Annotated in this window: 23 protein-coding genes, 1 tRNA gene, 1 other RNA gene and 1 riboswitch; of the genes, 13 read left to right on the top strand and 12 right to left on the bottom strand. The window is 59.3% G+C overall.

Annotated elements, in window-relative coordinates:
- Positions 1-346: 346 nt before the first annotated feature.
- A complete protein-coding gene (rpsU, locus tag OO25_RS14170) occupies positions 347-553 on the bottom strand; it encodes a 30S ribosomal protein S21 (protein WP_005614280.1) in 207 nt (68 codons plus the stop codon).
- A gap of 240 nt (positions 554-793) precedes the next feature.
- Here rpsU and OO25_RS14165 point away from each other — a divergent pair, with 240 nt between their 5' ends.
- Positions 794-1516 carry a COQ9 family protein gene (locus OO25_RS14165; protein ID WP_040180793.1) on the top strand — a complete coding sequence of 241 codons (723 nt, stop codon included), beginning with the start codon at positions 794-796 and terminating at the stop codon, positions 1514-1516.
- A gap of 91 nt (positions 1517-1607) precedes the next feature.
- On the top strand, positions 1608-2600 hold the full coding sequence (locus OO25_RS14160; protein ID WP_040180792.1) for an NAD(P)H-quinone oxidoreductase: 993 nt from the start codon (positions 1608-1610) through the stop codon (positions 2598-2600).
- Positions 2601-2655: 55 nt separating this feature from the next.
- Here the strand turns inward: OO25_RS14160 and OO25_RS14155 are convergent, their stop codons facing one another.
- Both OO25_RS14155 and OO25_RS14150 read right to left on the bottom strand, forming a co-directional pair.
- Positions 2656-3513, bottom strand: coding sequence for a DUF2189 domain-containing protein (locus tag OO25_RS14155; RefSeq protein ID WP_040180790.1), 858 nt, complete (start codon positions 3511-3513; stop codon positions 2656-2658).
- A 211-nt stretch (positions 3514-3724) separates the two neighbouring features.
- Positions 3725-4396 carry a ribonuclease T2 gene (locus OO25_RS14150; RefSeq protein ID WP_040180789.1) on the bottom strand — a complete coding sequence of 224 codons (672 nt, stop codon included), beginning with the start codon at positions 4394-4396 and terminating at the stop codon, positions 3725-3727.
- 142 nt (positions 4397-4538) lie between these two features.
- Between OO25_RS14150 and OO25_RS14145 the strand changes: the two genes are divergently transcribed.
- A complete protein-coding gene (locus OO25_RS14145; protein WP_040180788.1) occupies positions 4539-5312 on the top strand; it encodes a DUF1013 domain-containing protein in 774 nt (257 codons plus the stop codon).
- 255 nt (positions 5313-5567) lie between these two features.
- Positions 5568-5644 (top strand) — tRNA-Met (locus OO25_RS14140).
- A 149-nt stretch (positions 5645-5793) separates the two neighbouring features.
- Here OO25_RS14140 and recR read toward each other — a convergent pair.
- The 4 genes from recR to OO25_RS14120 form a co-directional block, all read right to left on the bottom strand.
- Complete coding sequence (gene recR, locus OO25_RS14135) at positions 5794-6393, bottom strand: recombination mediator RecR (RefSeq protein WP_040180787.1); 600 nt, start codon at positions 6391-6393, stop codon at positions 5794-5796.
- Between the two features lie 159 nt (positions 6394-6552).
- Positions 6553-6897 (bottom strand): YbaB/EbfC family nucleoid-associated protein, encoded by a 345-nt coding sequence (locus OO25_RS14130; RefSeq protein ID WP_024095897.1) that lies wholly within the window; start codon positions 6895-6897, stop codon positions 6553-6555.
- Between the two features lie 10 nt (positions 6898-6907).
- The gene (locus OO25_RS14125; protein ID WP_052465678.1) at positions 6908-7282 is read right to left on the bottom strand and encodes a hypothetical protein; all 375 of its coding nucleotides are present in this window, start codon (positions 7280-7282) and stop codon (positions 6908-6910) included.
- Positions 7283-7299: 17 nt separating this feature from the next.
- A complete protein-coding gene (locus OO25_RS14120) occupies positions 7300-9120 on the bottom strand; it encodes a DNA polymerase III subunit gamma/tau (RefSeq protein WP_040180785.1) in 1821 nt (606 codons plus the stop codon).
- A 230-nt stretch (positions 9121-9350) separates the two neighbouring features.
- Here OO25_RS14120 and OO25_RS14115 point away from each other — a divergent pair, with 230 nt between their 5' ends.
- Positions 9351-9902 carry a protein-tyrosine phosphatase family protein gene (locus OO25_RS14115; protein ID WP_040180846.1) on the top strand — a complete coding sequence of 184 codons (552 nt, stop codon included), beginning with the start codon at positions 9351-9353 and terminating at the stop codon, positions 9900-9902.
- 119 nt (positions 9903-10021) lie between these two features.
- On the opposite strand, the gene OO25_RS22385 is transcribed toward OO25_RS14115, so the two are convergent.
- The 3 genes from OO25_RS22385 to OO25_RS14105 all read right to left on the bottom strand — a co-directional run bounded on the left by OO25_RS22385 (position 10022) and on the right by OO25_RS14105 (position 13009).
- The gene (locus OO25_RS22385) at positions 10022-10435 is read right to left on the bottom strand and encodes a hypothetical protein (protein ID WP_040180844.1); all 414 of its coding nucleotides are present in this window, start codon (positions 10433-10435) and stop codon (positions 10022-10024) included.
- A gap of 91 nt (positions 10436-10526) precedes the next feature.
- A riboswitch (cobalamin riboswitch) is annotated at positions 10527-10766 on the bottom strand.
- Positions 10767-10949: 183 nt separating this feature from the next.
- Positions 10950-11048, bottom strand: an RNA gene (gene ffs, locus OO25_RS22380) — signal recognition particle sRNA small type.
- Between the two features lie 89 nt (positions 11049-11137).
- Positions 11138-13009, bottom strand: coding sequence for a 5'-nucleotidase C-terminal domain-containing protein (locus tag OO25_RS14105; RefSeq protein WP_040180784.1), 1872 nt, complete (start codon positions 13007-13009; stop codon positions 11138-11140).
- A 312-nt stretch (positions 13010-13321) separates the two neighbouring features.
- Between OO25_RS14105 and nudC the strand changes: the two genes are divergently transcribed.
- Complete coding sequence (nudC, locus tag OO25_RS14100; protein ID WP_040180783.1) at positions 13322-14326, top strand: NAD(+) diphosphatase; 1005 nt, start codon at positions 13322-13324, stop codon at positions 14324-14326.
- A 68-nt stretch (positions 14327-14394) separates the two neighbouring features.
- Positions 14395-14862, top strand: a complete 468-nt coding sequence (locus tag OO25_RS14095; RefSeq protein ID WP_040174589.1) for an SRPBCC family protein — start codon at positions 14395-14397, stop codon at positions 14860-14862.
- A gap of 13 nt (positions 14863-14875) precedes the next feature.
- Here OO25_RS14095 and OO25_RS14090 read toward each other — a convergent pair whose 3' ends face one another.
- On the bottom strand, positions 14876-15709 hold the full coding sequence (locus OO25_RS14090) for a prephenate dehydratase (RefSeq protein ID WP_040174588.1): 834 nt from the start codon (positions 15707-15709) through the stop codon (positions 14876-14878).
- A gap of 119 nt (positions 15710-15828) precedes the next feature.
- On the opposite strand from OO25_RS14090, the gene OO25_RS14085 reads away from it, so the two are divergent.
- From OO25_RS14085 to fnrL, 6 genes are all read left to right on the top strand, one after another.
- Positions 15829-16332 carry a cytochrome c family protein gene (locus OO25_RS14085; RefSeq protein WP_014875899.1) on the top strand — a complete coding sequence of 168 codons (504 nt, stop codon included), beginning with the start codon at positions 15829-15831 and terminating at the stop codon, positions 16330-16332.
- Positions 16333-16574: 242 nt separating this feature from the next.
- On the top strand, positions 16575-18497 hold the full coding sequence (locus OO25_RS14080) for an extracellular solute-binding protein (RefSeq protein WP_040180782.1): 1923 nt from the start codon (positions 16575-16577) through the stop codon (positions 18495-18497).
- A gap of 9 nt (positions 18498-18506) precedes the next feature.
- Entirely contained in the window at positions 18507-19592 is a 1086-nt protein-coding gene (locus OO25_RS14075; RefSeq protein ID WP_040180781.1) for a microcin C ABC transporter permease YejB, read from the top strand.
- Between the two features lie 3 nt (positions 19593-19595).
- Positions 19596-20702 (top strand): ABC transporter permease, encoded by a 1107-nt coding sequence (locus tag OO25_RS14070; protein WP_040180780.1) that lies wholly within the window; start codon positions 19596-19598, stop codon positions 20700-20702.
- On the top strand, positions 20699-22291 hold the full coding sequence (locus OO25_RS14065) for an ABC transporter ATP-binding protein (protein ID WP_040180779.1): 1593 nt from the start codon (positions 20699-20701) through the stop codon (positions 22289-22291). The genes OO25_RS14070 and OO25_RS14065 overlap by 4 nt, the downstream gene beginning before the upstream one ends.
- 285 nt (positions 22292-22576) lie before the next feature.
- Entirely contained in the window at positions 22577-23317 is a 741-nt protein-coding gene (gene fnrL / locus OO25_RS14060) for a transcriptional regulator FnrL (protein WP_040174583.1), read from the top strand.
- Positions 23318-23378: 61 nt separating this feature from the next.
- Here fnrL and OO25_RS14055 read toward each other — a convergent pair.
- On the bottom strand, positions 23379-23653 hold a 275-nt coding region (locus tag OO25_RS14055; RefSeq protein WP_040180778.1), incomplete at its 5' end, for a universal stress protein.

Below are 23653 nucleotides of genomic sequence, written 5' to 3'. Positions count from 1 at the left end.
GCGGGGAAGAAGGAACCCGGAGCGGCAAATGCCTTGGTTGTAAGGGGGTAAGACAAGCGCCTGATGGGGGGGAGACGCTGCCTGCTCCGGGTTAGACCATCGGGTGTTCCAAATCCGATGGAGCGGGCAGCTGCTGGGGAAACGCGTCAGCCTGCCCGTGCATTAACCACAGTAGCGCAGTTTGTTCAAAACGAACACACGTATTGCGTGTATTTTTTGATAAAATATTAAGTTTATAAGTGACGGATTGTCGCACTCGCTATTTATGGGGAGGCCAAAAACGACAAACCCCCGCGGCTGAGCCTCGGGGGTCGTCATTTTGCGTCCAGAACTGCGGACAAAGGGCTCAGAGGAGGCCTTCGCGCTGTGCTTTCTTACGTGCCAGTTTACGGGCACGGCGAATCGCTTCAGCTTTCTCGCGCGCTTTTTTCTCGGACGGCTTCTCGAAATGTTGCTTGAGCTTCATTTCACGGAAGACGCCTTCACGCTGCAGCTTTTTCTTCAGGGCACGAAGCGCCTGATCGACGTTGTTGTCGCGAACACTAACCTGCATGTGGTTTTCACCACCTTTCTAAGTTGAGTTGCAAGGATTTGCAGGAAGTGGCCGTATAGCAAGGTCGCCCTAGCTTGTCCAGTACCGGGCCAGTTGCCGGGCAGGGCCACTGCGGCGATAAACGGCGGCGCGCCAGTGAGACGATTGGCCGGGTAGATTTTGCCGATGTGACATCACATATTCGATGTCAAACAGATGCAATTGCAACTAGTAAGACGTGAAATTTCAGAAGGCGAGACCATGACGATTGAGGATCACACCGACCCGCGCGCAGAGCCTGAGGCGGGAGATATCATCGGGCAACTGCTGGATGCAGCTCTGTTGCATGTGCCCTTTGATGGCTGGAGCGCGCAAACGTTTGCGGTGGCTGTCGAGGACGCAGGGATCACGCCAGCGCTGGCCGAGGCGCTGTGCCCGCGTGGGGCGGTGGATCTGGCGATTGCCTTTCACAAACGCGGCGATCAGCTGATGCTTGACCGTCTGGCCGAAGAGGACATGACCGGCCTGCGGTTTCGCGACAAGATCGCACGTGCTGTGCGGCTGAGGTTGGAAGTGGTCGATGACAAGGAAGCCGTGCGCCGCGGCACCACGCTGTTTTCCCTGCCGCAATACGCGGGCGACGGAGTTCGCCTGATCTGGGGCACTGTCGATGCGATCTGGACTGCACTGGGCGACGCATCCGAGGATATCAACTGGTACACCAAACGCGGCTCGCTTGCCGGGGTCTATTCGGCAACGGTGCTCTATTGGTTGGGGGACGACAGTCTGGAGCATCAGGCCAGCTGGGAGTTTCTGGATCGTCGGATCGACAATGTCATGCAGTTCGAAAAGCTGAAGGCGCAGGTACAGTCCAACCCCCTGCTGAAACCATTGCTGGTGGGGCCGAACTGGCTGGCGCAGCAGATCAAGGCGCCTGGCACCCGTGATGATCTGCCGGGCAGCTGGTCCGCGCCGCGGCGCTGAGCCGCGCAACGTTACCGCGATCCGCAGCGGTGCGGGACCTATGACAGTCGGGCGTCCTTTGCTAGTCAGTGACAACAGCGGAGGAATGCGAATGACCGAAATGATGCGCGCGATTGAGATCCAGGAGCCCGGTGGCCCGGATGTCCTACAGGCCTGTCAACGCCCGGTGCCGACACCCGGCCATGGGCAGGTGGTGGTGAAAGTCGCCTATGCGGGCGTCAATCGGCCCGATGCGCTACAGCGTGCCGGCAAATATGCTCCGCCCCCGACCGCAAGCGACCTGCCGGGGCTGGAAGCCTCAGGAGAGGTTGTTGCCCTTGGGGCGGGGGTCAGCGAGCTGGAGATTGGCGACCGCGTCTGCGCGTTGCTGCCCGGTGGAGGCTACGCCGAATATGTGGCGACCCCGGCGGCGCATTGCTTGCCAATTCCTGAGGGGCTTTCACTGAAGCAGGCGGCCTGCCTGCCGGAAACCTGCTTCACCGTCTGGTCCAATGTCTTCACCCGTGGTGGCCTACAGGCGGGGGAGCGGTTCCTGGTGCATGGTGGCTCGTCCGGGATTGGGACAACAGCCATTCAACTGGCATCGCAGCTGGGCGCACGGGTGTTCACCACCGCCGGGTCGGATGAGAAATGTGCGGCCTGCCTGAAGCTGGGGGCCGAGCGGGCAATCAATTACCGGGACGAGGATTTCGTCGAGGTATTGAAGGGTGAAGGTGGTGCCAATCTGATTTTGGATATGGTGGGCGGTGACTATATTCCCCGCAGTGTGCGCGCATTGGCGGATGATGGACGTTTGGTGCACATTGCATTTCTGTCCGGGCCGAAGGTTGAGCTGAACTTTGCCCAGATCATGGCGCGGCGGCTGACGCTGACGGGCTCAACCCTGCGCCCGCAAAGCGATCTGGCCAAGGCGCAGATCGCCCAGGATCTGCGCGAGGTGGTCTGGCCTCTGATTGAGGCGGAGAAGTTTGCCCCGGTGATGGATCAGACATTTGCGCTAGAGGATGCGGCCGCCGCCCATACCCGGATGGAGGCATCGAGCCACATCGGAAAAATCGTACTGGAGGTCGGTGGCGAGGTGTAGACCGCACTGGGTGGGTGGCTCAGCAGGTGTCACCCGCCGCTTCCCTTGCTTGCCGTCACGCAATGGCACGACGATAGAGATGCCAGGTGGCGTGCCCCAGTACAGGGACGACCACGATCATGCCGACAAACATCGGAATCGCACCAAGAATGAGTAAGGCGGTGACGATGACGCCCCAAAGCAGCGAGACGAGAAGGTTCTGACGCACCACCCGCAGAGATGTGGCCACTGCGATCGGAAGGCCGACATGGCGGTCCAACAGCAGCGGAAAGGATACAAGGCTGACCGCGAGCGCGGCAAATGCAAAGACCGCGCCCACCGCGCTGCCAATCACCAGCATTGCCCATCCGGGTGCGGTGGTGAAGGTATCCCGCGTGAAGCTGATCACCGACTGTGGCGCCTCTGGGCCAAGTGTCCGGTTGTAGATGGCGGCGGCGACCGTCAGCCACAGGATGCAGAGCGCGGCAAGATACAGGCCCAGCATCAAAATCGAAAGAAACGCGGGAGACCGCAGCACCGCAAAGGCGTCCATCCAGCGCGGCGTGAACCCGGCCTCACGGCGCGATGACATCTCATACAGCCCGACAGCGGCCACCGGTCCGATCAGCGCAAAGCCCAGAACCAGCGGGAACACCAATGGCAGCAGGTTCATCGACAGGCTGAGCGTCACCAGGGCAACACCAATCAGCGGATAAAGGAAAACAAGCGCCATGGCGTCGGATCGGCAGGCGGTGAAATCTTGCCAGCCGGCCCGCAAGGCAGCGCCCAGATCCGTGATGTCCAATTGCAGTACGCGCGGCATCTCGCCAACCTTGTCGCTACCAAGGTGGTCCACCGAGGCGGAGACGTGAGAACTGGTTAGGCCAAAGGACTTAGCCAGCCAGCTGATGGGATTTCCGATGGTGCGTTCCATGATCCTTCCTCTCGTGTTGGCGCAGGGCGTACGGAGGGGGCGGGTCAGGTGGAGGCGGGCGTAGTCGGTCCGGATCAGTGACGCCCCAAGCCGGTGCGTATCCGCATGATACCATAAAATCAGCGCAACGTGTGTCACTATGGTGCGAGGGGGCGAGGGTTGCCAGCCGAGCGGGTCGGCGGGCAGAAGCCGTATCAACCTGACAGGGGGGTTAGCGGATCGGCTCAAACACCGCGTTTTTCTGTGTGCAATCGCGGATCACGTCGCGGCCGCAGGGAACTGGTTGCAGATCGCGGGACAAACAGATCCGGGCCTCCTGGATGTGACCGTCGCGGCAGGTGATGGTCAGCGTGTTGGAAGCCAGCTCTGGGTTGTCCTGCAGAAAAGCCTGCTCGACCAAGCTGGCAGGCAGCGTCACCGGTTGCTGCAGTTTGCGGAAGGCGGCGGGACGTTTGATCTGCCCATAGGCCTGTCTCGACAGCTCAAAATAGGCGCGGGGCGACAGGCCGGAGCAAGTGCCGTGTTTCTTCCACTGATGCCAGGCGAGGCCGGGGCTTCCCATGATATCCGCCATCTGCCGCGTCTGCTGGCGGTTTGGCGGGGCCTCGGCTGTGCGGCAGTAGCTGGGCCAGCCGCGGTGAAACTGCGGCCACAGACCATGCAGGGTCCAGCCGTGGTCATGACGGGGGTCGCATTGGTCGGATTTCCTGGCATCCCCCTCCAGTGCGCACCAATTCGGTGACCAGCTGAGCGCCAGAACGTAATAGTCGAATTGTCCGGCAATCTCACCTTCGGCCTTTGCCGGTGTTGTTGTGCCGACGTTCAGCCCGACGCCCATGACTGCAATAAGGGCCGCCATCAGGGCCTGTTTGATCCCGCGCATTCGCCTCTTTCCTTATAGAAACATCGCGACTATATAGAACTGAAGTTCCCCGACAACGGAAACCGCCCCAAATCGGGGAAGCCTCTTTCAGGCGACGGGAAAGATGTATCTGGGACAACCGTGTTATTAAGGAGATGAGCGCATGGCAAAACCGTTGATGGCCAAGGCGACCGCCGTGTGGCTGGTGGACAATACCACGATCAGCTTCAAACAGATCGCCGATTTCGTTGGCATGCACGAGCTGGAAATCCAGGGCATTGCAGATGGCGATGTGGCTGCGGGCGTCAAGGGGTTCGACCCGGTTGCCAACAACCAGCTGACGCAGGACGAGGTCGACAAGGCCGAGAAAAATCCGCTGCATAAGCTGAAGCTGAAGTTCAACCCGGCTGCCGCTGGCGAAGAAAAGCGCCGTGGCCCGCGCTACACCCCGCTGTCCAAGCGTCAGGACCGCCCGGCCTCGATCTACTGGCTGGTGAAGTTCCATCCGGAGCTGTCCGATGGCCAGGTGTCGAAGCTGGTTGGCACCACCAAACCGACCATTCAGGCGATCCGCGAGCGGACCCATTGGAACATTGCCAACATTCAGCCGATTGACCCGGTTGCTCTGGGTCTGTGCAAACAGTCCGAACTGGACGCCGCCGTCCAGAAGGCTGCGGCCAAGAAGGCTGCCGAAGGTGGCGTGATGAGCGATGACGAGCGTCGCAAGCTGGTGTCGACGGAACAGTCGCTGGATATGGACGCGGAACCCCGCATGCCGTCTGCGATCGAAGGTCTCGAAACCTTCACTCTGGGTGGCAACGACAAGCCTGATGCGGCCGAGGAAGAGACTGTTGTGGATGCTGACAGCTTCTTCAACCTGCCTGCCGGTAGTGACGATGAGGACGAGGACGAGGACAACATCGATCCCCGCTTCTAAGATCCGCAGGCCGCCGGAGTGGTGGCATGTCAGATAGCAAAGACCACGGTGCGCGCTGCGTTCCGTGGTCTTTTTGCGTCTGGGGGCGACTGATGCTGTAGGTGCCGCCACGGCGATTTCGTGACGCAGGATAGGGTGCGTGGAGGTCGATTATTCGACCGTCACAGAAAATTCGCCTTTCGATGCCGATCCCTGCATTTTTCTGACTTTTCCGCCTTGACGCGCGGGCGTGGCTGGCGTACCTCGCACCCCGACGGCGCGGTAGCTCAGTTGGTTAGAGCGAACGACTCATAATCGTTAGGTCGGGAGTTCGAGTCTCCCCCACGCCACCATTCTTCTCTTGAAAATATAGACTCGACCACTGGCAGATTGCCGGATGCAACCTGCGCTTTTCAGGCGATGAGCGGGTTTTACAGCTGGCCTCGGTTGCTCTCGTCAGAAGCCGATGGGGCGAGGTCTGCCACGGGCCTGTTGCAAAGCTTTAGATGTCCTTACGCGCGCGCAGGGCGGCTGTGATGGTGCCTTCATCTAGATAGTCCAGCTCTCCGCCGATGGGTACGCCCTGGGCCAGCGACGTCAGACGGACCTGCCCGCTGAGTTGATCAGCGATGTAATGTGCCGTCGTCTGGCCGTCGATTGTGGCGTTGAGCGCCAATATGACCTCGTTGACCTGTTCGGCCTGCACCCGGTCCACAAGGCGGGGAATGCGCAGCTCCTCCGGGCCGACCGCGTCCAAGGCCGAGAGTGTCCCGCCGAGTACGTGATAGCGCCCTTTGAAGACACCCGCACGTTCCATGGCCCAGAGGTCCGAGACATCCTCCACCACACAGAGCTCGCCGTTCTCACGGGTCATATCCTCGCAGATGGTGCAGAGATCACCGGTGCCGACATTGCCGCAGTTCAGGCACTCCCGCGCGGTGGCGGCCACCTCGCTCATGGTCTCGGCCAATGGGGTCAGCAGCAGGGCCCGTTTACGGATCAGGTGCAGCACAGCCCGGCGGGCAGAGCGTGGCCCCAGCCCCGGCAGCTTGGCCATCAGGGCAATCAGATCTTCGATATCGGTGGTTGAGTTCTTGATCATGCCTAACACCCCTGTCTGCCCCGCTATATAGGCTGATTGCGCCCTCGGAGTACAAGGGGGCGCAGGGCAACTGTTCAGGTTTTGTTTTTGCGTGCGCGCGGCGGACAAAAGAAAAGGCGACCCGAGGGCCGCCTGATGTTGTGTCTATGGTGCCGAGGGTCAGAACGGCAGCTTGATGTCCTTGGGCAGGCCCATGCTTTCGGTCAGGCTGGCCATTTCTTCCTGCGCTTTTTCTGCGGCTTTGGCCTGTGCATCCTTGATCGCGGCGAGGATCAGGTCTTCGACAACTTCCTTGTCGTCGCCATTGAAGATCGACGGATCGATATCCAGCGCTTTCAGGTCGCCCTTGGCCGAGGCGGTCGCCTTCACCAGACCTGCGCCTGCTTCGCCGGTGACCATGACATTGTGCAGCTCTTCCTGCATCTGCGCCATTTTGGTTTGCAGTTCCTGTGCCGATTTCATCATCTTGGCCATATCGCCAAGACCGCCGAGGCCTTTGAGCATCTGTTTTCTCCTAAGTGCGAGGGCGCAGGGCGCCGTAAGTCATCACCGCACATATTGCAATTGCGAGGCCGATGAACAAGTGGGGTGGTCCAAGGCAGCCTTCAGCAAGGGCGGAGGCTTCCCCATAATCAAGCGCGTTTTCGTATCGGTCAACCGCAACGACAAAGCTGATACCGGCCCAAAGCACGGCGGCGATTACGAAGGTCGGGCGGTTTCGTGTGGCCAGAGCGATGCCCGCAAGGGCAAGCAACGCAAGGGACACGGGCAGGGTGGAGAGGTTAATCAACTCATCCCAGGCGGGGGCGCGACCATCACCTGGTTGCCAAAACGGTCGTGCCTCATCACAGGCCTCTGCAAGGGCTGCGGCGGGAAACAGCGTCGCCATGAAGCCTATCGCCCAAGTCACTCTTCCTCGAAGGGATCCCATTCGTCTTCTACTTCGGGCAGGGCGTCTGCTTCGACCTCGGCGGCGAGATCTTCCGCTGTGCGGATGTTTTTGATCTTCGCCTTGGGGAAGCTCTCAAGAACCGCCTGCACCATCGGGTGGGTGCTGGCCTCCGCTCGCAGGGCGTTCTCTGCGGCGTTGTCGCGCTCAGTGATGGTTTCACCGCCACCCTCATTGGCGAGGGAGATCACCCAACGGGCATGGGTCCAGGTCTGCAACTGCTGGCCAAGACGCGCGGCGAGATCCTTGGGCGCGTCATCCGTGGGCTGGATGGTGATCCGGCCGGGTTGGTAAGACACCAGACGCAGGTAGGTTTTCACGTATTCCAGCAGCAAACCGTCGCGTTTTACCCGGATCAGTTCGATCACATGCTCAAAGCTGGGATAGCGGGCAAGCGCACTATCTACCTGCGGGGCGAGCGCGGTTGCCTGCCCGTTGCCTGCCGACATCGTTGGTCCGCCCTGGGGGCCGCTTGGCATGCCGCCCTGCGGTCCGGGTTGCTGAGGGACGTAACCGCCTGCGCCTTGGGGGGCGCCAGATGGTCCGCCAGAGTTCCCCGTCGGCGCGTTCATATGACCGCTGGGTGGCGGGGGCGGCGGCGTATCCTGCAGGGTGCGCATCAGCTGTTCAGGCGTCGGCAGATCTGCCACATGGGTTAGGCGGATCACCGCCATTTCGGCCGCCATCATTGCATTGGGGGCTGCGGCGACCTCTTCCAGCGCCTTCAGCAGCATCTGCCACATCCGCGTCAGGACACGCATCGGCAGCGCCTCTGCCATTTGGCTACCACGGGCGCGCTCATCCGGGCTGACAGTGGGATCTTCCGCCGCGTCGGGGGTGATTTTCACCACGGACACCCAATGGGTGATTTCGGCCAGATCGCGCAGGACGGCCAGCGGGTCGGCCCCCTCGGCATATTGCGCGCTGAGTTCGGTCAGCGCCGCAGCCGCGTCGCCTCGCAAAATCATGTCGATGAGGTCCAAGACCCGCCCACGATCCGCCAGCCCCAACATGGCGCGGACCTGATCCGCGGTTGTCTCGCCGGCGCCATGCGAAATTGCCTGATCTAGGAGTGAGGTGGCATCGCGGGCAGAGCCTTCGGCGGCGCGGGTGATGAGCGCCAGCGCGTCCTCGGCGATTTGCGCGTTTTCTGCCCTCGCGATCTTTTGCAGAAGGGCAATCATCACCTCAGGCTCGATCCGGCGCAAATCGAAGCGTTGGCAGCGCGACAGGACGGTCACTGGTACCTTGCGGATCTCCGTGGTCGCGAAGATGAATTTCACATGTGCTGGCGGTTCCTCCAGCGTCTTCAACAGCGCGTTGAAGGCGGAGGTCGACAGCATGTGGACTTCGTCGATGATGTAGATCTTATAGCGGGCAGAGGCTGCGCGGTACTGCACCGAATCGATGATTTCGCGGATGTCGCCCACGCCCGTTCGGCTGGCGGCGTCCATCTCCATCACATCGACATGCCGACCTTCCATGATCGCCGTGCAATGTTCGCATTTGCCGCAGGGTTCCGTGGTGGGGCCTCCCTGACCATCCTCGCCGATGCAGTTCATGCCCTTGGCGATGATCCGTGCGGTGGTCGTCTTACCGGTGCCGCGAATGCCCGTCATGATGAAGGCCTGGGCAATCCGGTCGGCGGCAAAGGCGTTTTTTAGCGTCCGCACCATGGCGTCCTGACCCACCAGATCGGCGAAGGTTTCGGGCCGGTATTTGCGGGCCAGAACCTGGTATTGGGATTGGCCTGCTGTGTCGCCTGCTGTGTCGCTCATGATCTCTCGTGCCAGATTCGGGGGTCGGTCGTTTGTATTCGGGTAAAGTAGGCAAGCGCGCGCGTGGCGTCCACCGCTGATGCAGATCCAGGAGGCGCAGGTGTCCACCGCCAGAGCGGACCCAGAAACCATTAGGTGCCGGAGGGGCGGACCGCTACATTGAAGGATGTGATCATCCGGGGGGATTGGTGGCGCAGGATTTGCGGCGCATTTGGCAGTGGGGGCTGACAATGGAGCATGGATCTGAGGGTGGCGATACCGATAGCGCGCAGAGAGGCGCACCGCTGGTGCTGCACGCGTTATCCGTGGCGGATGGTATTTTGGCGCTGTGCCCGCTACCCGGGGCAAGCGGGGATTATGACGCGGACATAGAACATATTCGAGAATGGCAGCCCGGGCTGGTGATTTCCATGACCACGGATGAGGAACACGTCGCCGTTGGCGCAGCGAGCCTCGGCAGTGATTTGCAGAGCCTTGGCAGCCGGTGGATCCACCTGCCGGTTCCCGACTTCAGCACGCCACCTCCGGACATTCTGAACCGTTGGCCTGAAGCCAGCCATATGGCCCGCAAAGCGCTTGTCGGGGGTGGTCGGGTGTTGGTGCATTGCCGGGGCGGCTGTGGCCGGTCGGGAATGGTTGTGCTGCGATTGATGACAGAATGCGGTGAGCGGCCCGATCTGGCGCTGGCGCGCCTGCGCGCGGTGCGCCCCTGTGCCATTGAAACTGAGGAGCAGATGGCTTGGGCCTATGGCCCAAGACGCATTCCCGGCAACGCGCGCTGACTTGGGTAACTTGGGAGCGCGGCGCCGCAAATTGGTCAACCTCGCCATGGTGTTTCATTCGGATGCAGCGCCGCGCAATCGCGGCGCCGGAGACCGGTTCGACAGGTTGATCTGGGTCGTCAGGCGGGCACGGATTGCAGCGCTGCCGCTGTGCGCGCGGGTTGCGGTGTCAAGGGCAGAGCCTGAGCCAAGCCACAGGGGTATTCCCGCAGGCAGGTAATGGGGCGGCTGTTCGCAGTTTGGCAGAAAAGTGCGTCCGCGAATTGGTCAAGGCTGCCCTGATCCACCTCGGGAGAGATGCCGAAGTAGATGCGGATGCGATCGTGGCTGGCCGCAAACCGTGCCTGGCAGGGCCGGTCGCAGGCGGTCAGTTCACAGGTGCCCGCAATTTCAAAGTCATCAGTTGTGACCGCACGGGCCTGTCCTAAAGCAGCGGCCAGGCGTGACAGCATGCGTTCTGCCGCAGGGCAGGGTTGCCCCAGATGTTGGCAATTGCTGAGTGAGTAGCGGTGTGTTGTGTCAGTCCAGTTCATTGCGCCCTCCGCGCGAAGGAGGGGATGAATGGTCAGAGCTGGCAGGCCAATGGGCAGACATGCAGACCCTGCCAGAACACCCCGCCTGGTTTCGAGTTTCTTGTCTGATGGCAGGTCTCCTGACTCGCGGGTCGTCACAACACCGGTGCCTTCCCAATGCGGCAGGTCCATATGGACCTCGGCATCAGTGGCATAGTCCGGGGTCGCTCACCGCTTACAGTTGCGGGGGCAGTCGCGGCATTGATCTGGCAAGTCTGCCATCTCGCACCGTGTTCCCTTTTCATCCTGACCACCCAATGGTGATACAGGAACCATCTATCGAAGAGCTAGCGGGGGCGGGGGCGAGTCGTCAAGCATATCGTCGGGTATGTCCCGGAATTACTGACCCGTACTGGCGCTACAGATTGTGCTGCCGGTTCAGCGGTATCTATATATTGTGCTGCCTAGCATCTCTTATGCGGAAGTGATGCTTTGCGCTCACTGCCGCCGACCAGTCATCTCATAAGAAAGGGAAAGGTGAGAGGTTGGACATCGACCCAAGCGGGGCTCGTTGTGGCTGCTTCCTTCCGGATCTGACCAGGTTGGCGAGGCGCTTGCCCGCGCCAACCTCTCGACCCCGATATAGGAGGGCAGGCGGAGAATGGCAAGCCCGTGCGATGCGCAATGTAAACGGAGCGACGAGGTGCATCATATGCTCTGACCTTACAATCTGACGCCAATTCGCAAGAACCCGTCGGGCGTGGTACCACGCAGGCTGTGGCGGGACGGATCAAGATCGCTGAGATAAGCGCGGGCCCCGGGGCCGGTAAAGATCTCGGCCTCGGTGGAGGCGTGGCTAACCAGGCGCCAGGGCGCAGGTGCGTGTTCCAATGGGTCACGGTCGAGACGCCCGGCCACATAGTCACGGATCACGTCTCTGACCCGTAATGGGGGGATCGGCAGCGGCGTGGCGGACTGGGCCATGGCGAAATTGCCGCCACCACCGATGCGATAGCTGCTGACTGCGACTGCGAAATGCTGGCTGTCGCGCACTGGCGCTCCCTTCCAGCGGAGGTTGCGAATTCGATGGCTGTCGGGATTGGCCAACTCGCCATCGATTGCAAACCTTGCCGGTGCGGAGACATCGATATCATATTGAACACCAAAAATAACGTCGAAGTTGTGGCCAGCCCGGTCATTGTCAAGCAATGGTTCACCAGATGAGCCCGGCGCGATCTGATTGAACAATCCGGCCGACATCTCCAGCCAGGCGCGCAATTGGGCGCCATTCAAAACCACTGTGCGTAGCTCATTTGGGAACGGCTGGATATCGACGACATGGCGCATATACATCTGTCCAACCGGCACATCGGTATAGTTCGACGGACCAGAGCGCGCGCCGAACTTTCCAGGCGCCGCAGCAGAAAGCAGTGGCAGGTTGCTTGCCACAGTATCTGTCAGGGCCGGGCGAACCGCAGCGGCCTGTGCCCGAGCCACCAGCGCCAGCGCTTGATCGTGTCCAAGAAAGGTAAAATAGGAATGCAGCGGTTGGCTCGTGCGTCCGACAGGTTGCGCCATGCGGCTTCGTGTTTCGGCATGATCTTCTGCGAGAGCCTCTATGACCGAGGTGTCTTCGTCGACTAGGGGGGTCAGAACACTGTCCGTGTCACAGGTCGGCCTGCGTTCTGCAATAGGGCGGAGCGCACTGGAGGCATAGGTCACGTCCCAGCGACCTGTGCTGAGCCTAATACTCAGATCGATCACTCCGAGATGCGAGCCATGGGCACCCGGCATGACAATCGGGACCGAAACTGGATGCCGCGGATCAGGCAGCGTCAGGTGTGTGTGACCGCCAATGATAGCGTCCAAGGAGCCAAGGTTGGCAAGCGGATGAAGGGCATTCTCGATGCCATAGGCGGCGCCTGTTTCCCCGATTCCAGTGTGGGCCAGAGCCACGACAATATCGCAGCCGTTCCTCCGTAGCGCCGCAGAGTGCTTGCTGGCCGATTGCACCATGTCATCAATAGTAACTTTGCCGTGCAAAGCATGGGCTGCCCATTTGAGTGTTTGCATCGGCAGGACCGACAGCAGTCCGATTCGCAGCGGCGCAGTATTGTCGGCACCAGGAAGCACGCGCTCCAATACGACAGACTGACAGAACGGCAGTGACAGCTGCGGGTTCAGGGCTCGCATATTGGAACACAGGACCGGACAGTTGATCCGAAGCAGCGCCTGTCGCAACTGATCCAATCCAAAGTCGAAGTCATGATTTCCAAGGCCGATGGCGTCATAGTTGAGCAGATCAAATGCGCGTGCAACCGGTGCAGGGCGGACGTCACTGAGCTCTAGCGGGCGCTCTGCAATCGGGGTTCCGAATATGCTGTCGCCATTGTCCAGAAGCAGGGTGACAGCACCGTTTGCGGCCGCCTCGCGGCGCGCCTGAGCGATCAGCGTGGCCACACGCGAAAGCCCCAGCGCAGGATCAGGTTGATCGGAATAATAATCGTGACTGAGCAGGTTTGCGTGAAGATCTGTGGTCGCCAGAATACGCAGGGATCCGACCTTACTGTCTTCGGCTTTATCCGATCCTGTCATTTGGTATTTCTTAGAGGTCGCACGGTAAATCCCGAGGTGGCGTTGGTTGCCAATTTATTAACAAGCCTGTTTGCCTCTTTGAAGCAATCAAATGTGACACTCGAAAGCCGCTTATTGCTGAGAATTCTATTCAATCGTGTTGCTTTCCTCTTGAGATGCTGCGGAATTAGGGTTTTCACCCGCTAGGCAGGGCCAGAACTTTCTAGGTTACTGTGGCGTAGAGGAAACAACTTTACACCCTAAAGTTGCATTCTTGTGACGATTTCAGGTGGAGTGGCGCATGTGTGCGCAGACGTAGAATTAGAGGGCGCGATGCGACAGGCAGAACAGGTGACATTTGGCGGCAGTGGTTTGGACCGGGCGGCGCATCTCAGGGACGATCCTGCGGCTTTGGCTGCGCTGTGGGAAGGTGGGAACTGTCGTATCTTGTTGATCTGGCGTGGAAAGCCATTGTGCGCCCTGCCTTCAGAGGTTGCCGTGGCATCAGACAGTGCGATTGTCCCTGAGGCTCTGGCCTGGATCCGGCCCGATCATCCTATGGTCACGGGCGCGGCGGCGGGTGCTGTCTTCCTCGGGATCTGTGCAGCAGGGCGGGCACGATTCTCGGTTGATATCAGTGATTGGCAGCCGGACAACCTTGACGATATAGCGCTGCTTGGCTTTGTGGACAGCAGCGAGCAGCGGCATCCGGATCTGCCGCAGGGCACTGGATTTGTCGAACTGCGCCGCATCATGGCGCAGCTCAGCCGCGAGGACGCAGAACTTGCGGCGACCGCACGGGCGGTGTTTGGCTGGCATCATTCGCATGGGTATTGTGCCTGCTGTGGTGCCAAAAGCGATATGGCGCAGGCGGGGTGGCAGCGGGTCTGCCCCAGCTGTGACGCCGCGCATTTTCCGCGCACTGATCCCGTCGTGATCATGTTGATCACGCATGGCGATGCGGTACTGGTCGGGCGGTCGCCGGGATGGCCCGAGGGGATGTATTCCCTGCTGGCCGGGTTCGTGGAACCAGGCGAAACACTGGAGGCCGCTGTGCGGCGTGAGACTGCGGAAGAGACCGGCGTAGAGGTCGGTGCCGTCAGCTATCTGTCCAGTCAGCCCTGGCCGTTTCCAATGTCACTGATGTTCGGCTGCGCGGGCGAGGCGCTGGGGCGTGAGATCACCATTGATCCCAAAGAGATCGAAGATGCGATCTGGGTCTCACGTCAGGATATGATGACGGTATTCGAAGGGGAGCACCCCGATATTCGCCAGCCGCGCAAAGGTGCAATTGCGCATTTTCTGTTGCAGAACTGGCTTGCAGATACGCTGGATTGAGACGAATAGTAGCAGTCAGTACAAGACCGCCATCGGATTTTCCGATCCGCTGTAACAACAGGACGCCCATGGATTTTTCCAGCAAAGAAGACATCGACGCACCAATTGCAGAAGTCTTTCGATCAATCGCAGATTTCGAAAACATGGAGCGTATGGCGCTGCGTCGGGGTGTGGATGTGCAGCGGATGGGGGATGTTCATCATCCCGAAAACGGGCTGGCCTGGGAGATCGAGTTCCAGTTTCGCGGCAAGAAACGCAATCTGCACCTATCGCTCAGCACTTATGAACCTGTGACACAGATGGTGCTGACCGGCACAGGCAGCGGCCTGGATGGCGCGATGGATATCGAGTTGCTGGCCCTGTCGCCGCAGCGCACCCGCTTGTCGGTGACCTTATCGCTGACACCCAAGACGCTGTCGGGGCGTTTGATGGTTCAGTCCCTGAAGCTGGCGCGCAGCAAATTGAACCGCGGCTTCAAGAAACGCGTGTCCGAGTTTGCCAAACAGACCGAAGACCGGGTTGGCCGCTCCGCCTGACGCGAATTACAGATCAGAAACGATCGTCATTCGCTGGGTAGACTCCCAGGATTTCGATGTTTGTAGTGAAATAGGCCAGTTCATCCATGGCGAGGCGGACATTGGGATCGTCCGGATGTCCATCAATATCAGCATAGAACTGGGTCGCGGTGAAGGACCCGTCGACCATGTAGCTCTCGAGCTTTGTCATGTTGATGCCATTGGTCGCAAAGCCACCCATCGCTTTGTAGAGTGCGGCGGGTATGTTGCGAACCTGGAAGACGAAGCTGGTGATCATGCCATGGTTGCCCCGGCGGTCCATATTCGGCTCGCGCGACATGGTCAGGAAACGGGTGGTGTTATTGCCATGATCCTCGATATGGCGGGCCAGCACCTCCAGACCGTAGATCTCGCCAGCCAGTTCACTGGCCAGCGCGGCGTGGGTCTTGTCCCCTTGTTCGGCCACGTCACGGGCAGCGCGGGCATTGTCGGGGCTGACACGGCCGTGGATGTTGTTTTCGCTTAGAAACCGTGCACATTGCGGCAGCAGCACGAGATGCGAATGCGCCTCTTTGATGTCTTCAAGCTGCGCGCCCGGTACGCCAAGAAGATTGATATGCACGCGCACAAAGGCTTCGTCGATGATATGAAGACCACTGTGCGGCAGCAGGCGGTGAATGTCGGCAACGCGCCCATAGGTGGAATTCTCCACCGGGAGCATGGCCAGCTCAGCGGCGCCGCTGCGCACGGCGTCAATGGCGTCCTCGAAATTGCGGCAGGGCAGCACGTCCATGTCGGGGCGTTCCTTGCGGCAGGCTTCGTGGCTGTAGGAGCCAAGCTCCCCCTGAATGGCAATTCTCTGGGTCATAACTGCGACATCCGTGCAAAACTTCAAAAAACGGGCGTTTCGTCGCGCTGTCTATACCTTGCCACTTGAGAGGGGAAGCCTTAGACACCCTCCCAGACAGCTGAAATGGACTCGCGATCATGTTTGACACGATGACCCTTACCAAAGCGACCGCAGGCGTTTGCGGCGCGTTCCTCGTGTTCCTCCTGGGCAAATGGGCCGCAGAGGAACTCTATCATACCGAAAGCCATGGCGAGGCTTCTTATGTGATTGAAGTGGAAGAGGCAGGTGCGGAAGAAGTTGCTGAAGTCGTAGACTTTGGTGAACTGATGGCCGCTGCAGACGTTGGCAAAGGTGCCAAGGTCTTCAAGAAATGCTCCGCCTGCCACAAACTCGAAGCCGGTGAAAACGCCACTGGCCCCTATCTCTATGGGGTGGTTGATCGTCCGATCGCCGCAGCGGATGGCTTTGGATACTCTGCCACTCTGGCCGGTCTTGGCGGTGAATGGACAGCAGAAGAGCTGGATGCCTTCCTGACCAAACCGTCACAATACGCGCCGGGCACCACCATGAGCTTCAGCGGGCTGAAGAAGCAGAAGGATCGGGTGAACCTGATCGCCTATCTCGACAGCCTCGACGACTGATTTTCATCGACTTTTGACAGAATGAGGAGACCGCGCCATTTGGCGCGGTCTTTTTCCGTTTAAGGGGTGAGCGGCGCAGAAGTGATCAGGGTCGACCGCGACTTGGCAATTTCATGCCCCTTCGGTTCTTGACACACGGGAAATTCAGCCAATCTGAACTTGAATGTTAGGGGGGCAGCCGCTTAGCTTTGGGTCAGACAATGATCCTGGCAGCGAACGCCGGACAATGGAGGTATTGGCAGATGAAGACGCCCACCGCACCCCGCCGCGCCGTTTCGGCCCGAGTGGTTGATCCGCAACCATTTTTTCGCCTCGTGATGACAGGGTTTGCCACGCTCATCATCTGCGCGATGGCGGCCTCGCTGGCCTTTGCTGAGGAGCGGGTGATCAAAAGTCACGGTTTCACTGAATTCGGAGAGTTGAAATATCCCGAAGGCTTTGCCCACTTCGACTACGTCAATCCTGAGGCCCCGAAAGGCGGCGAGCTGTCTCTCTCTGCGGTTGGAACCTTCGACAGTATGAACCCCTACACCCGTAAGGGCCGTGGGGGCGCCATGTCGGCTGATCATTTTGAATCGCTGATGATAGGCTCCTACGATGAACCGGGATCCTACTATGGTCTGCTGGCCGAGAGTCTGGAGTATCCGGAGAGCCAGGACTGGGTGATTTTCAACATGCGCCCTGAAGCACGGTTTTCTGATGGGACGCCCGTCACGGCTGAGGATGTTGTCTTCTCGCACAACCTTCTGTTGGAGCAGGGGCTGCAATCCTACGCGGAGGCCGTCAAAAAGCGCATTCCCAAGGCCGAAGTGCTGGGGCCGCATCGGGTGAAGTTCTATTTCTCGCCGGATTTCCCGCGCCGGGCGATGATCACGCAGGTTGGTGGAACCTCGGTGTTTTCCAAGGCCTGGTTTGAGGCAGATCCGGAAAACCGGCGTCTGGATGAGCCGCGATTGGACCCAGGGATCGGGTCAGGCCCTTATGTGCTCGAAAGTGCTGACGTAAACCAGCGCATCGTCTATAAACGCAACCCCGATTACTGGGGCAATGACGTGAATGTAAATGTCGGGCGCCACAATTACGATCGCATTCGGATCGAGTATTTCGGCGATAGCGTTGCCGCGATGGAAGGGTTCAAGGCCGGGGTCTACACCATGCGCCCGGAGAACAGCTCCAAGAGCTGGGCCACTGCCTACGGGTTTGACGCGGTTAAAGAGGGCGATGTGGTGAAGGGGGAATTCCCCGATGGTAATGTTCCCGCTGCCAGCGGGTTTGTGATGAACCTCCTACGCCCCAAATTTCAGGATCCCCGCGTTCGTGAAGCGATCCAGCTTGCCTATAATTTTGAATGGACCAACGACAGCCTGCAATATGGGCTGTTCGCGCAGCGCCATTCGTTCTGGCAGGATTCAGCTCTTGAAGCAAAGGGGCTCCCAAAGGGGCGCGAATTGGAGGTGCTGCAGAATCTGGGTGATCAGATTGACCCGGCGCTTCTGACAAGTGAGCCAGTAATGGCGCATAGTTCAAAACCTGCGCGGCCAGCGGATCGGCGCAACCTGCGCCGGGCGATGAAACTGCTGGATGAGGCGGGCTGGGCTGTTGGCGATGACGGGTTGCGCCGCGATGCCAAGGGAGAAGTGCTGAAACTGGAGTTTCTGATCGATTCGCCCACGATTGAGCGAATCGTGCAGCCCTATATCGCCAACCTGCGGCAGATGGGGGTGGATGCCATCTCTAACCGGGTTGATTTCGCGCAATATACCAGCCGTCGCCGCGAAAAAGACTTCGATATGATCACCTTCGCCTATCCAAAGTACCTGCAGCCCTCGACCGGGTTGTACCAGCAGTTTGGATCCGATGCGCATGAGTTTTCCGTGTTTAACCCGGCGGGGATGGCGGACCCGGCGGTTGATACGCTGATTGGTGCCATCGTAAAGGCGGAAGATCAGGAAGAGCTCTACGCCAATGTGCGTGCGTTGGACCGCGTTCTGCGGGCCAAGCGGTTTATGGTTCCCACCTGGTATCTGGATGTGAATTGGGTGGCCTATTGGAATTTCTATGAGCAGCCAGAGACCTTGCCGTTGTTCGATCTGGGGCTGCGCGATGTCTGGTGGGTCAACGCCGAGAAAGAAGCGGCATTGAAATCCTCTGGCGCGTTGCGGTAAGCGCCTGACATGGCAGCCTATATCCTTAGACGTTTTCTCCTGGTGATCCCGACGCTGTTCGGGATCCTCGTTATCAATTTCGCTCTGGTGCAATTTGTGCCGGGTGGTCCGGTCGAACAGATGATTGCACAGCTGGAAGGCGGCGGCGATGTATTCGAGGGATTCGCCGGGGGCGGCGGTGACGCTGGCGGAGAGGCCATCGCAGCCAATGACAATTACGCTGGTCGACAAGGGTTGCCGCCTGAGTTGATCGCAGAGCTGGAGCAGCAGTATGGCTTGGACAAACCGCCGTTGGAGCGGTTTATCCTCATGCTCGGCAACTACATGCGCTTTGACTTCGGCGAGAGCTATTTCCGCAAGATTGATGTGATGGATCTGGTTCTGGAGAAGATGCCGGTGTCAATCTCGCTGGGGCTTTGGTCGACATTAATCGCCTATCTGATTTCCATCCCATTGGGCATCCGCAAGGCTCTGCGGGACGGCAGTCGGTTTGATACATGGACCAGCGGTCTGATCATCGCCGCCTATGCAATCCCCGGTTTTCTGTTTGCAATCCTGCTCTTGGTGTTGTTTGCCGGCGGGTCCTATTGGCAGATTTTCCCGCTGCGGGGGCTGACCTCTGACAACTGGGAAAACCTCAGCCTTTTCGGTAAGATCGCCGACTATTTCTGGCACATCACGCTGCCGGTTGTGGCCTCGACCATTTCGGCCTTTGCCACGCTGACACTGCTGACCAAAAATTCGTTCCTGGATGAGATCAAGAAGCAATATGTGATGACCGCCCGCGCCAAGGGGCTGAGCGAGCGGCGGGTGCTTTATGGTCATGTGTTCCGCAATGCGATGCTGATCGTCATTGCGGGCTTTCCGGCGGTTTTTATCGGGGTCTTCTTCTCCGGCAGCCTGATCATTGAGACGATTTTCTCTCTCGACGGTCTGGGGCGCCTGGGGTTTGAGGCCGCGGTGGCGCGCGATTATCCGGTGATCTTTGGTACGTTGTTTATTTTCGGACTGATGAGCCTCGTGGTCGGGATTATCTCCGACATCATGTATGTGATTGTCGATCCGCGTATCGACTTTGAAAAGAGAGAGGGCTGACAGATGGCATTGTCCCCGCTCAACCAGCGTCGCTGGAGCAATTTCTGCCGCAATCGCCGGGCCTTCTGGTCGCTTTGGATCTTTTCCGTTCTGTTCGGGATTTCGCTGTTTGCTGAGTTTGTCGCCAATGACAAACCGATGCTGGTGAACTACCGGGGCGAATATTTCACGCCTGTGTTCAACTTCTACCCGGAGACGGCTTTTGGCGGGGACTTCCAGACGGAGGCCGCTTACCGTGATCCGGAGGTACAGTGTCTGATTGCCTCTGGCGGTGTTGAGGACTGCTTCGACGATCCCGAAGGAATTCTGGAAGAGATCGAAGCCGGCACGTTTGCGGCGGATGGGTTTGTGGAAGGGTGGGCGATCTGGCCGCCGATCCCCTATTCTTTCAACACTACGGTTGACCGGCCCGGTGCCGCACCTTTGCCACCAAATGGGCAGAACCTGCTGGGCACGGATGATACCAAGCGCGATGTATTGGCGCGCGTCATTCACGGGTTTCGCTTGTCGATCCTGTTCACCCTGATGGTCACCGGAGCCGCCACCTTGGTGGGCATTGTGGCGGGCGCGGTTCAGGGGTTCTTTGGTGGCTGGCTAGATCTGATTTTCCAGAGGGTGATTGAGATCTGGGGCTCCATCCCGCAGCTCTACGTCATCATCATCATGTTCGCCATTCTGGGACGCAGTTTCTGGCTATTGGTGGTACTGATGATCCTGTTCAGTTGGACGGCCTTGGTCAGTGTGGTCCGGGCGGAGTTCCTGCGTGCCCGCAATCTGGAATATGTGCGCGCGGCCAAGGCATTGGGGGTGGGCAATATGACCATCATGTTCCGCCATATGCTGCCGAATGCAATGGTTGCGACTCTGACGTTTCTGCCGTTTATCGTGACCGGCACCATTGGCACGCTGGCAGGGCTGGATTTCCTTGGCTTTGGGCTGCCATCCTCCGCGCCGTCGCTCGGGGAACTGACCTTGCAGGCCAAGCAGAACCTAGAGGCGCCCTGGCTGGCGTTCACCGCCTTCTTTACCTTTGCCATCATGCTGTCGCTGCTGGTCTTCATCTTTGAAGGGGTGCGCGATGCCTTTGATCCGAGAAAGACATTCTCATGAACACTGACACCTCTCAGCTCCTGAATGTCCGCGATCTGCGGGTTTCCTTCCGTCAGGACGGCAAGGTGACAGAGGCAGTGCGCGGCGTGTCCTTTTCGGTGGGCCGCGGGGAAACGGTCGCGCTGGTGGGCGAGAGCGGTTCCGGCAAATCAGTTTCGGCGCTGTCGACAGTCTCACTGTTGGGTGACAGCGCCACGGTCACTGGTTCCGTTACTTATGATGGCACCGAGATGGTCGGCGCCAGTGAGCGCCATCTTCGGCAGGTACGAGGCAATGATATCAGCTTCATTTTTCAGGAGCCGATGACCTCTCTCAACCCGCTGCACTCGATTGAGAAACAGTTGGCGGAGTCGCTTGCTCTGCATCAGGGGCTTGGCGGCACGGCGGCGCGGGAGCGGATTGTGGATCTGTTGAACCGGGTTGGTATCCGGGACGCAGAGACCCGTCTGGACGCGTATCCGCATCAGTTGTCCGGCGGGCAGCGCCAGCGAGTCATGATCGCCATGGCTCTTGCCAACAAACCTGACATCCTGATCGCGGATGAGCCGACAACCGCCCTTGATGTCACCATTCAGATGCAGATTCTTGAGCTGCTTGCGGATCTGAAATCCAGCGAGGGCATGGGGTTGCTGTTCATCACCCATGATCTGAGCATTGTCCGCCGGATCGCGGATCGCGTCTGCGTCATGCAGGCGGGTGAGATCGTTGAAAGCGGTCCCACGGCTGAGATTTTTGCCAATCCGCAGCATCCCTACACGCGCAAACTGCTGGATGCCGAACCGACTGGCCAGCCTCAACCGGTGCCGGAGGATGCCAAGGAGCTGATCCGCGCCGAAGATCTGAAGGTGTGGTTTCCCATTCAAAAAGGCTTACTGAAACGCACTGTCGGCCATGTGAAGGCGGTAAACCCAACGTCGCTTTCGGTCCGCGCGGGTGAGACGTTGGGCATTGTGGGCGAAAGTGGCAGCGGCAAAACCACGCTGGCATTGGCCATCATGCGTCTGATCGCCTCTGAGGGGCGGGTTGAGTTTCAAGGACAGGATTTGCGGCAGTGGTCAACCCGCGATTTGCGCCGATTGCGGGCGGATATGCAGATCGTGTTTCAGGATCCTTTCGGGGCGCTTAGCCCGCGAATGACCTGTGCGCAGATCATTTCCGAAGGGTTGGCTATTCACAATGTGGATCAGGACCGTGATCCGCGAGATCTGGTCGCTGAGGTGATGGCTGAGGTGGGGTTGGATCCGGCATTTATGGATCGCTACCCGCATGAATTTTCAGGTGGCCAGCGGCAACGGATTGCGATTGCGCGGGCGATGGTGTTGCGGCCGAAACTGGTGGTGCTGGATGAGCCAACATCGGCACTGGACATGACTGTGCAGGTGCAGATCGTCAATCTGTTGCGCGACCTGCAGGAGCGGCATGGGCTCGCGTATCTGTTCATCTCGCATGATCTGAATGTGGTACGGGCCATGTCACACAAGATGATCGTGATGAAGCAGGGTGATGTGGTTGAGGCGGGATCGGCCGCTGACCTGTTCAACAATCCGTCAGATCCCTACACGCAGCAACTTCTGGCCGCAGCCGGGTAGGCTGCGGTTCGCGCAAGCATTTCCGGCGCTGCACAGTTTTGCGCTTTGATTGTCGCGACAGAATGGCGCATCCGGCTACAGAGCCACAGTCATTGGCCCGTTGAAACGGGTAAATCATTGTCTTTGTTGGAGCGTGAAGCGTCACCGTCGTTGGCAACTACGGCTGCAGTCGCTTCGCGACCTAAAGACTAACGCGGAGTCGCCAATTGTGATTTACGCCGCACATGTTTAAATTGACACTGCCAGGTGAGCATTAGCCTTAGCGCAGATCAAATCGGACCTCTCATGAACGCTCCTACCATTCAGAACGTCAATTGCGGCGATTGCCCTATTCGTCACCGTGCCGTTTGTGCGCGCTGTGATGCGGATGAGCTAGAGGTGTTGGATTCCATCAAATACTATCGCACCTATGATGCGGGCCAACCAATCACCTGGTCCGGTGACCGGATGGATTTTGTAGGCTCCGTTGTCTCGGGCATCGCAACCCTGACGCAGACCATGGAGGACGGGCGGACCCAGATGGTTGGTCTGCTGCTGCCCAGCGATTTTGTTGGCCGACCCGGGCGCGATACGGCAGCTTATAATGTGGTGGCAACCTCAACGGTGGTCATGTGCTGTTTTCGCAAGAAACCGTTTGAGGAGATGATGGCCCATACACCGCATGTGGCACATCGCCTGCTTGAGATGACATTGGACGAACTGGACGCAGCCCGGGAATGGATGCTGGTTCTGGGGCGTAAAACGGCGCGCGAGAAGATCGCCAGCTTGTTGTCTATTCTGGCCCGGCGCGATGCCTCCTTGCAGCTCCACAAAGACAGCAACCGTCGCGTTTTTGATTTGCCGCTGACCCGCGAGGCTATGGCAGACTATCTGGGGCTGACGCTGGAAACCGTCAGCCGACAGGTCTCCGCCCTGCGCAAGGACGGCGTGATCGAACTGGAGGGCAAGCGGCATGTGACCGTGCCTGACATGGGGCGCCTTATGGAAGAGGCGGGAGATGACAGCGATGGCGGCTGCCTGATCTGACCACTCCTTGAGCAAGCGAAGGGGCCGAATGTGTCGCCCCCTCCTTACTTGAGACCGTGCCTTAGTGGGCCATCATAACCGGCACTTTTGCCCTCTCCAGCATATTGCGGGTTGCTCCGCCCAGGATCGCCTCACGGAAACGGGAATGCCCGTAGGCCCCCATCACGATCAGATCTGCCGCTGTATCGACCGCATGTCGGTTCAACACGTCCGAGACGCGGGCCATGGTCTTGCTGAGCACATCAATCTCGCATTTGACCCCATGGCGCGACAGCATCTGGCACAGCAACCCGCCCGGATCTGAGCGCTCCGGTCCGTGCTGCGGCGGGTCGATAA

It is taken from the genome of Phaeobacter sp. S60, from assembly GCF_000826845.1.
In the GTDB taxonomy this organism is placed as follows: domain Bacteria; phylum Pseudomonadota; class Alphaproteobacteria; order Rhodobacterales; family Rhodobacteraceae; genus Phaeobacter; species Phaeobacter piscinae.
Note: the sequence above shows the minus strand (reverse complement) of the source record. Positions and strands in the feature narration are given on the sequence as shown.

Coding starts and splice junctions, on each gene's coding strand:
- OO25_RS14085 (WP_014875899.1), top strand. CDS start 15,829: ATGTTTGACACGATGACCCTTACCAAAGCGACCGCAGGCGTTTGCGGC.
- OO25_RS14070 (WP_040180780.1), top strand. CDS start 19,596: ATGGCATTGTCCCCGCTCAACCAGCGTCGCTGGAGCAATTTCTGCCGC.
- OO25_RS14065 (WP_040180779.1), top strand. CDS start 20,699: ATGAACACTGACACCTCTCAGCTCCTGAATGTCCGCGATCTGCGGGTT.
- recR (WP_040180787.1), bottom strand. CDS start 6,393: ATGATCAAGAACTCAACCACCGATATCGAAGATCTGATTGCCCTGATG.
- OO25_RS14095 (WP_040174589.1), top strand. CDS start 14,395: ATGGATTTTTCCAGCAAAGAAGACATCGACGCACCAATTGCAGAAGTC.
- OO25_RS22385 (WP_040180844.1), bottom strand. CDS start 10,435: ATGAACTGGACTGACACAACACACCGCTACTCACTCAGCAATTGCCAA.
- OO25_RS14160 (WP_040180792.1), top strand. CDS start 1,608: ATGACCGAAATGATGCGCGCGATTGAGATCCAGGAGCCCGGTGGCCCG.
- fnrL (WP_040174583.1), top strand. CDS start 22,577: ATGAACGCTCCTACCATTCAGAACGTCAATTGCGGCGATTGCCCTATT.
- OO25_RS14080 (WP_040180782.1), top strand. CDS start 16,575: ATGAAGACGCCCACCGCACCCCGCCGCGCCGTTTCGGCCCGAGTGGTT.
- OO25_RS14075 (WP_040180781.1), top strand. CDS start 18,507: ATGGCAGCCTATATCCTTAGACGTTTTCTCCTGGTGATCCCGACGCTG.
- OO25_RS14105 (WP_040180784.1), bottom strand. CDS start 13,009: ATGACAGGATCGGATAAAGCCGAAGACAGTAAGGTCGGATCCCTGCGT.
- OO25_RS14090 (WP_040174588.1), bottom strand. CDS start 15,709: ATGACCCAGAGAATTGCCATTCAGGGGGAGCTTGGCTCCTACAGCCAC.
- nudC (WP_040180783.1), top strand. CDS start 13,322: ATGCGACAGGCAGAACAGGTGACATTTGGCGGCAGTGGTTTGGACCGG.
- OO25_RS14165 (WP_040180793.1), top strand. CDS start 794: ATGACGATTGAGGATCACACCGACCCGCGCGCAGAGCCTGAGGCGGGA.
- OO25_RS14120 (WP_040180785.1), bottom strand. CDS start 9,120: ATGAGCGACACAGCAGGCGACACAGCAGGCCAATCCCAATACCAGGTT.
- OO25_RS14145 (WP_040180788.1), top strand. CDS start 4,539: ATGGCAAAACCGTTGATGGCCAAGGCGACCGCCGTGTGGCTGGTGGAC.
- OO25_RS14115 (WP_040180846.1), top strand. CDS start 9,351: ATGGAGCATGGATCTGAGGGTGGCGATACCGATAGCGCGCAGAGAGGC.
- OO25_RS14155 (WP_040180790.1), bottom strand. CDS start 3,513: ATGGAACGCACCATCGGAAATCCCATCAGCTGGCTGGCTAAGTCCTTT.
- OO25_RS14125 (WP_052465678.1), bottom strand. CDS start 7,282: ATGGCGACGCTGTTTCCCGCCGCAGCCCTTGCAGAGGCCTGTGATGAG.
- OO25_RS14150 (WP_040180789.1), bottom strand. CDS start 4,396: ATGCGCGGGATCAAACAGGCCCTGATGGCGGCCCTTATTGCAGTCATG.
- rpsU (WP_005614280.1), bottom strand. CDS start 553: ATGCAGGTTAGTGTTCGCGACAACAACGTCGATCAGGCGCTTCGTGCC.
- OO25_RS14130 (WP_024095897.1), bottom strand. CDS start 6,897: ATGCTCAAAGGCCTCGGCGGTCTTGGCGATATGGCCAAGATGATGAAA.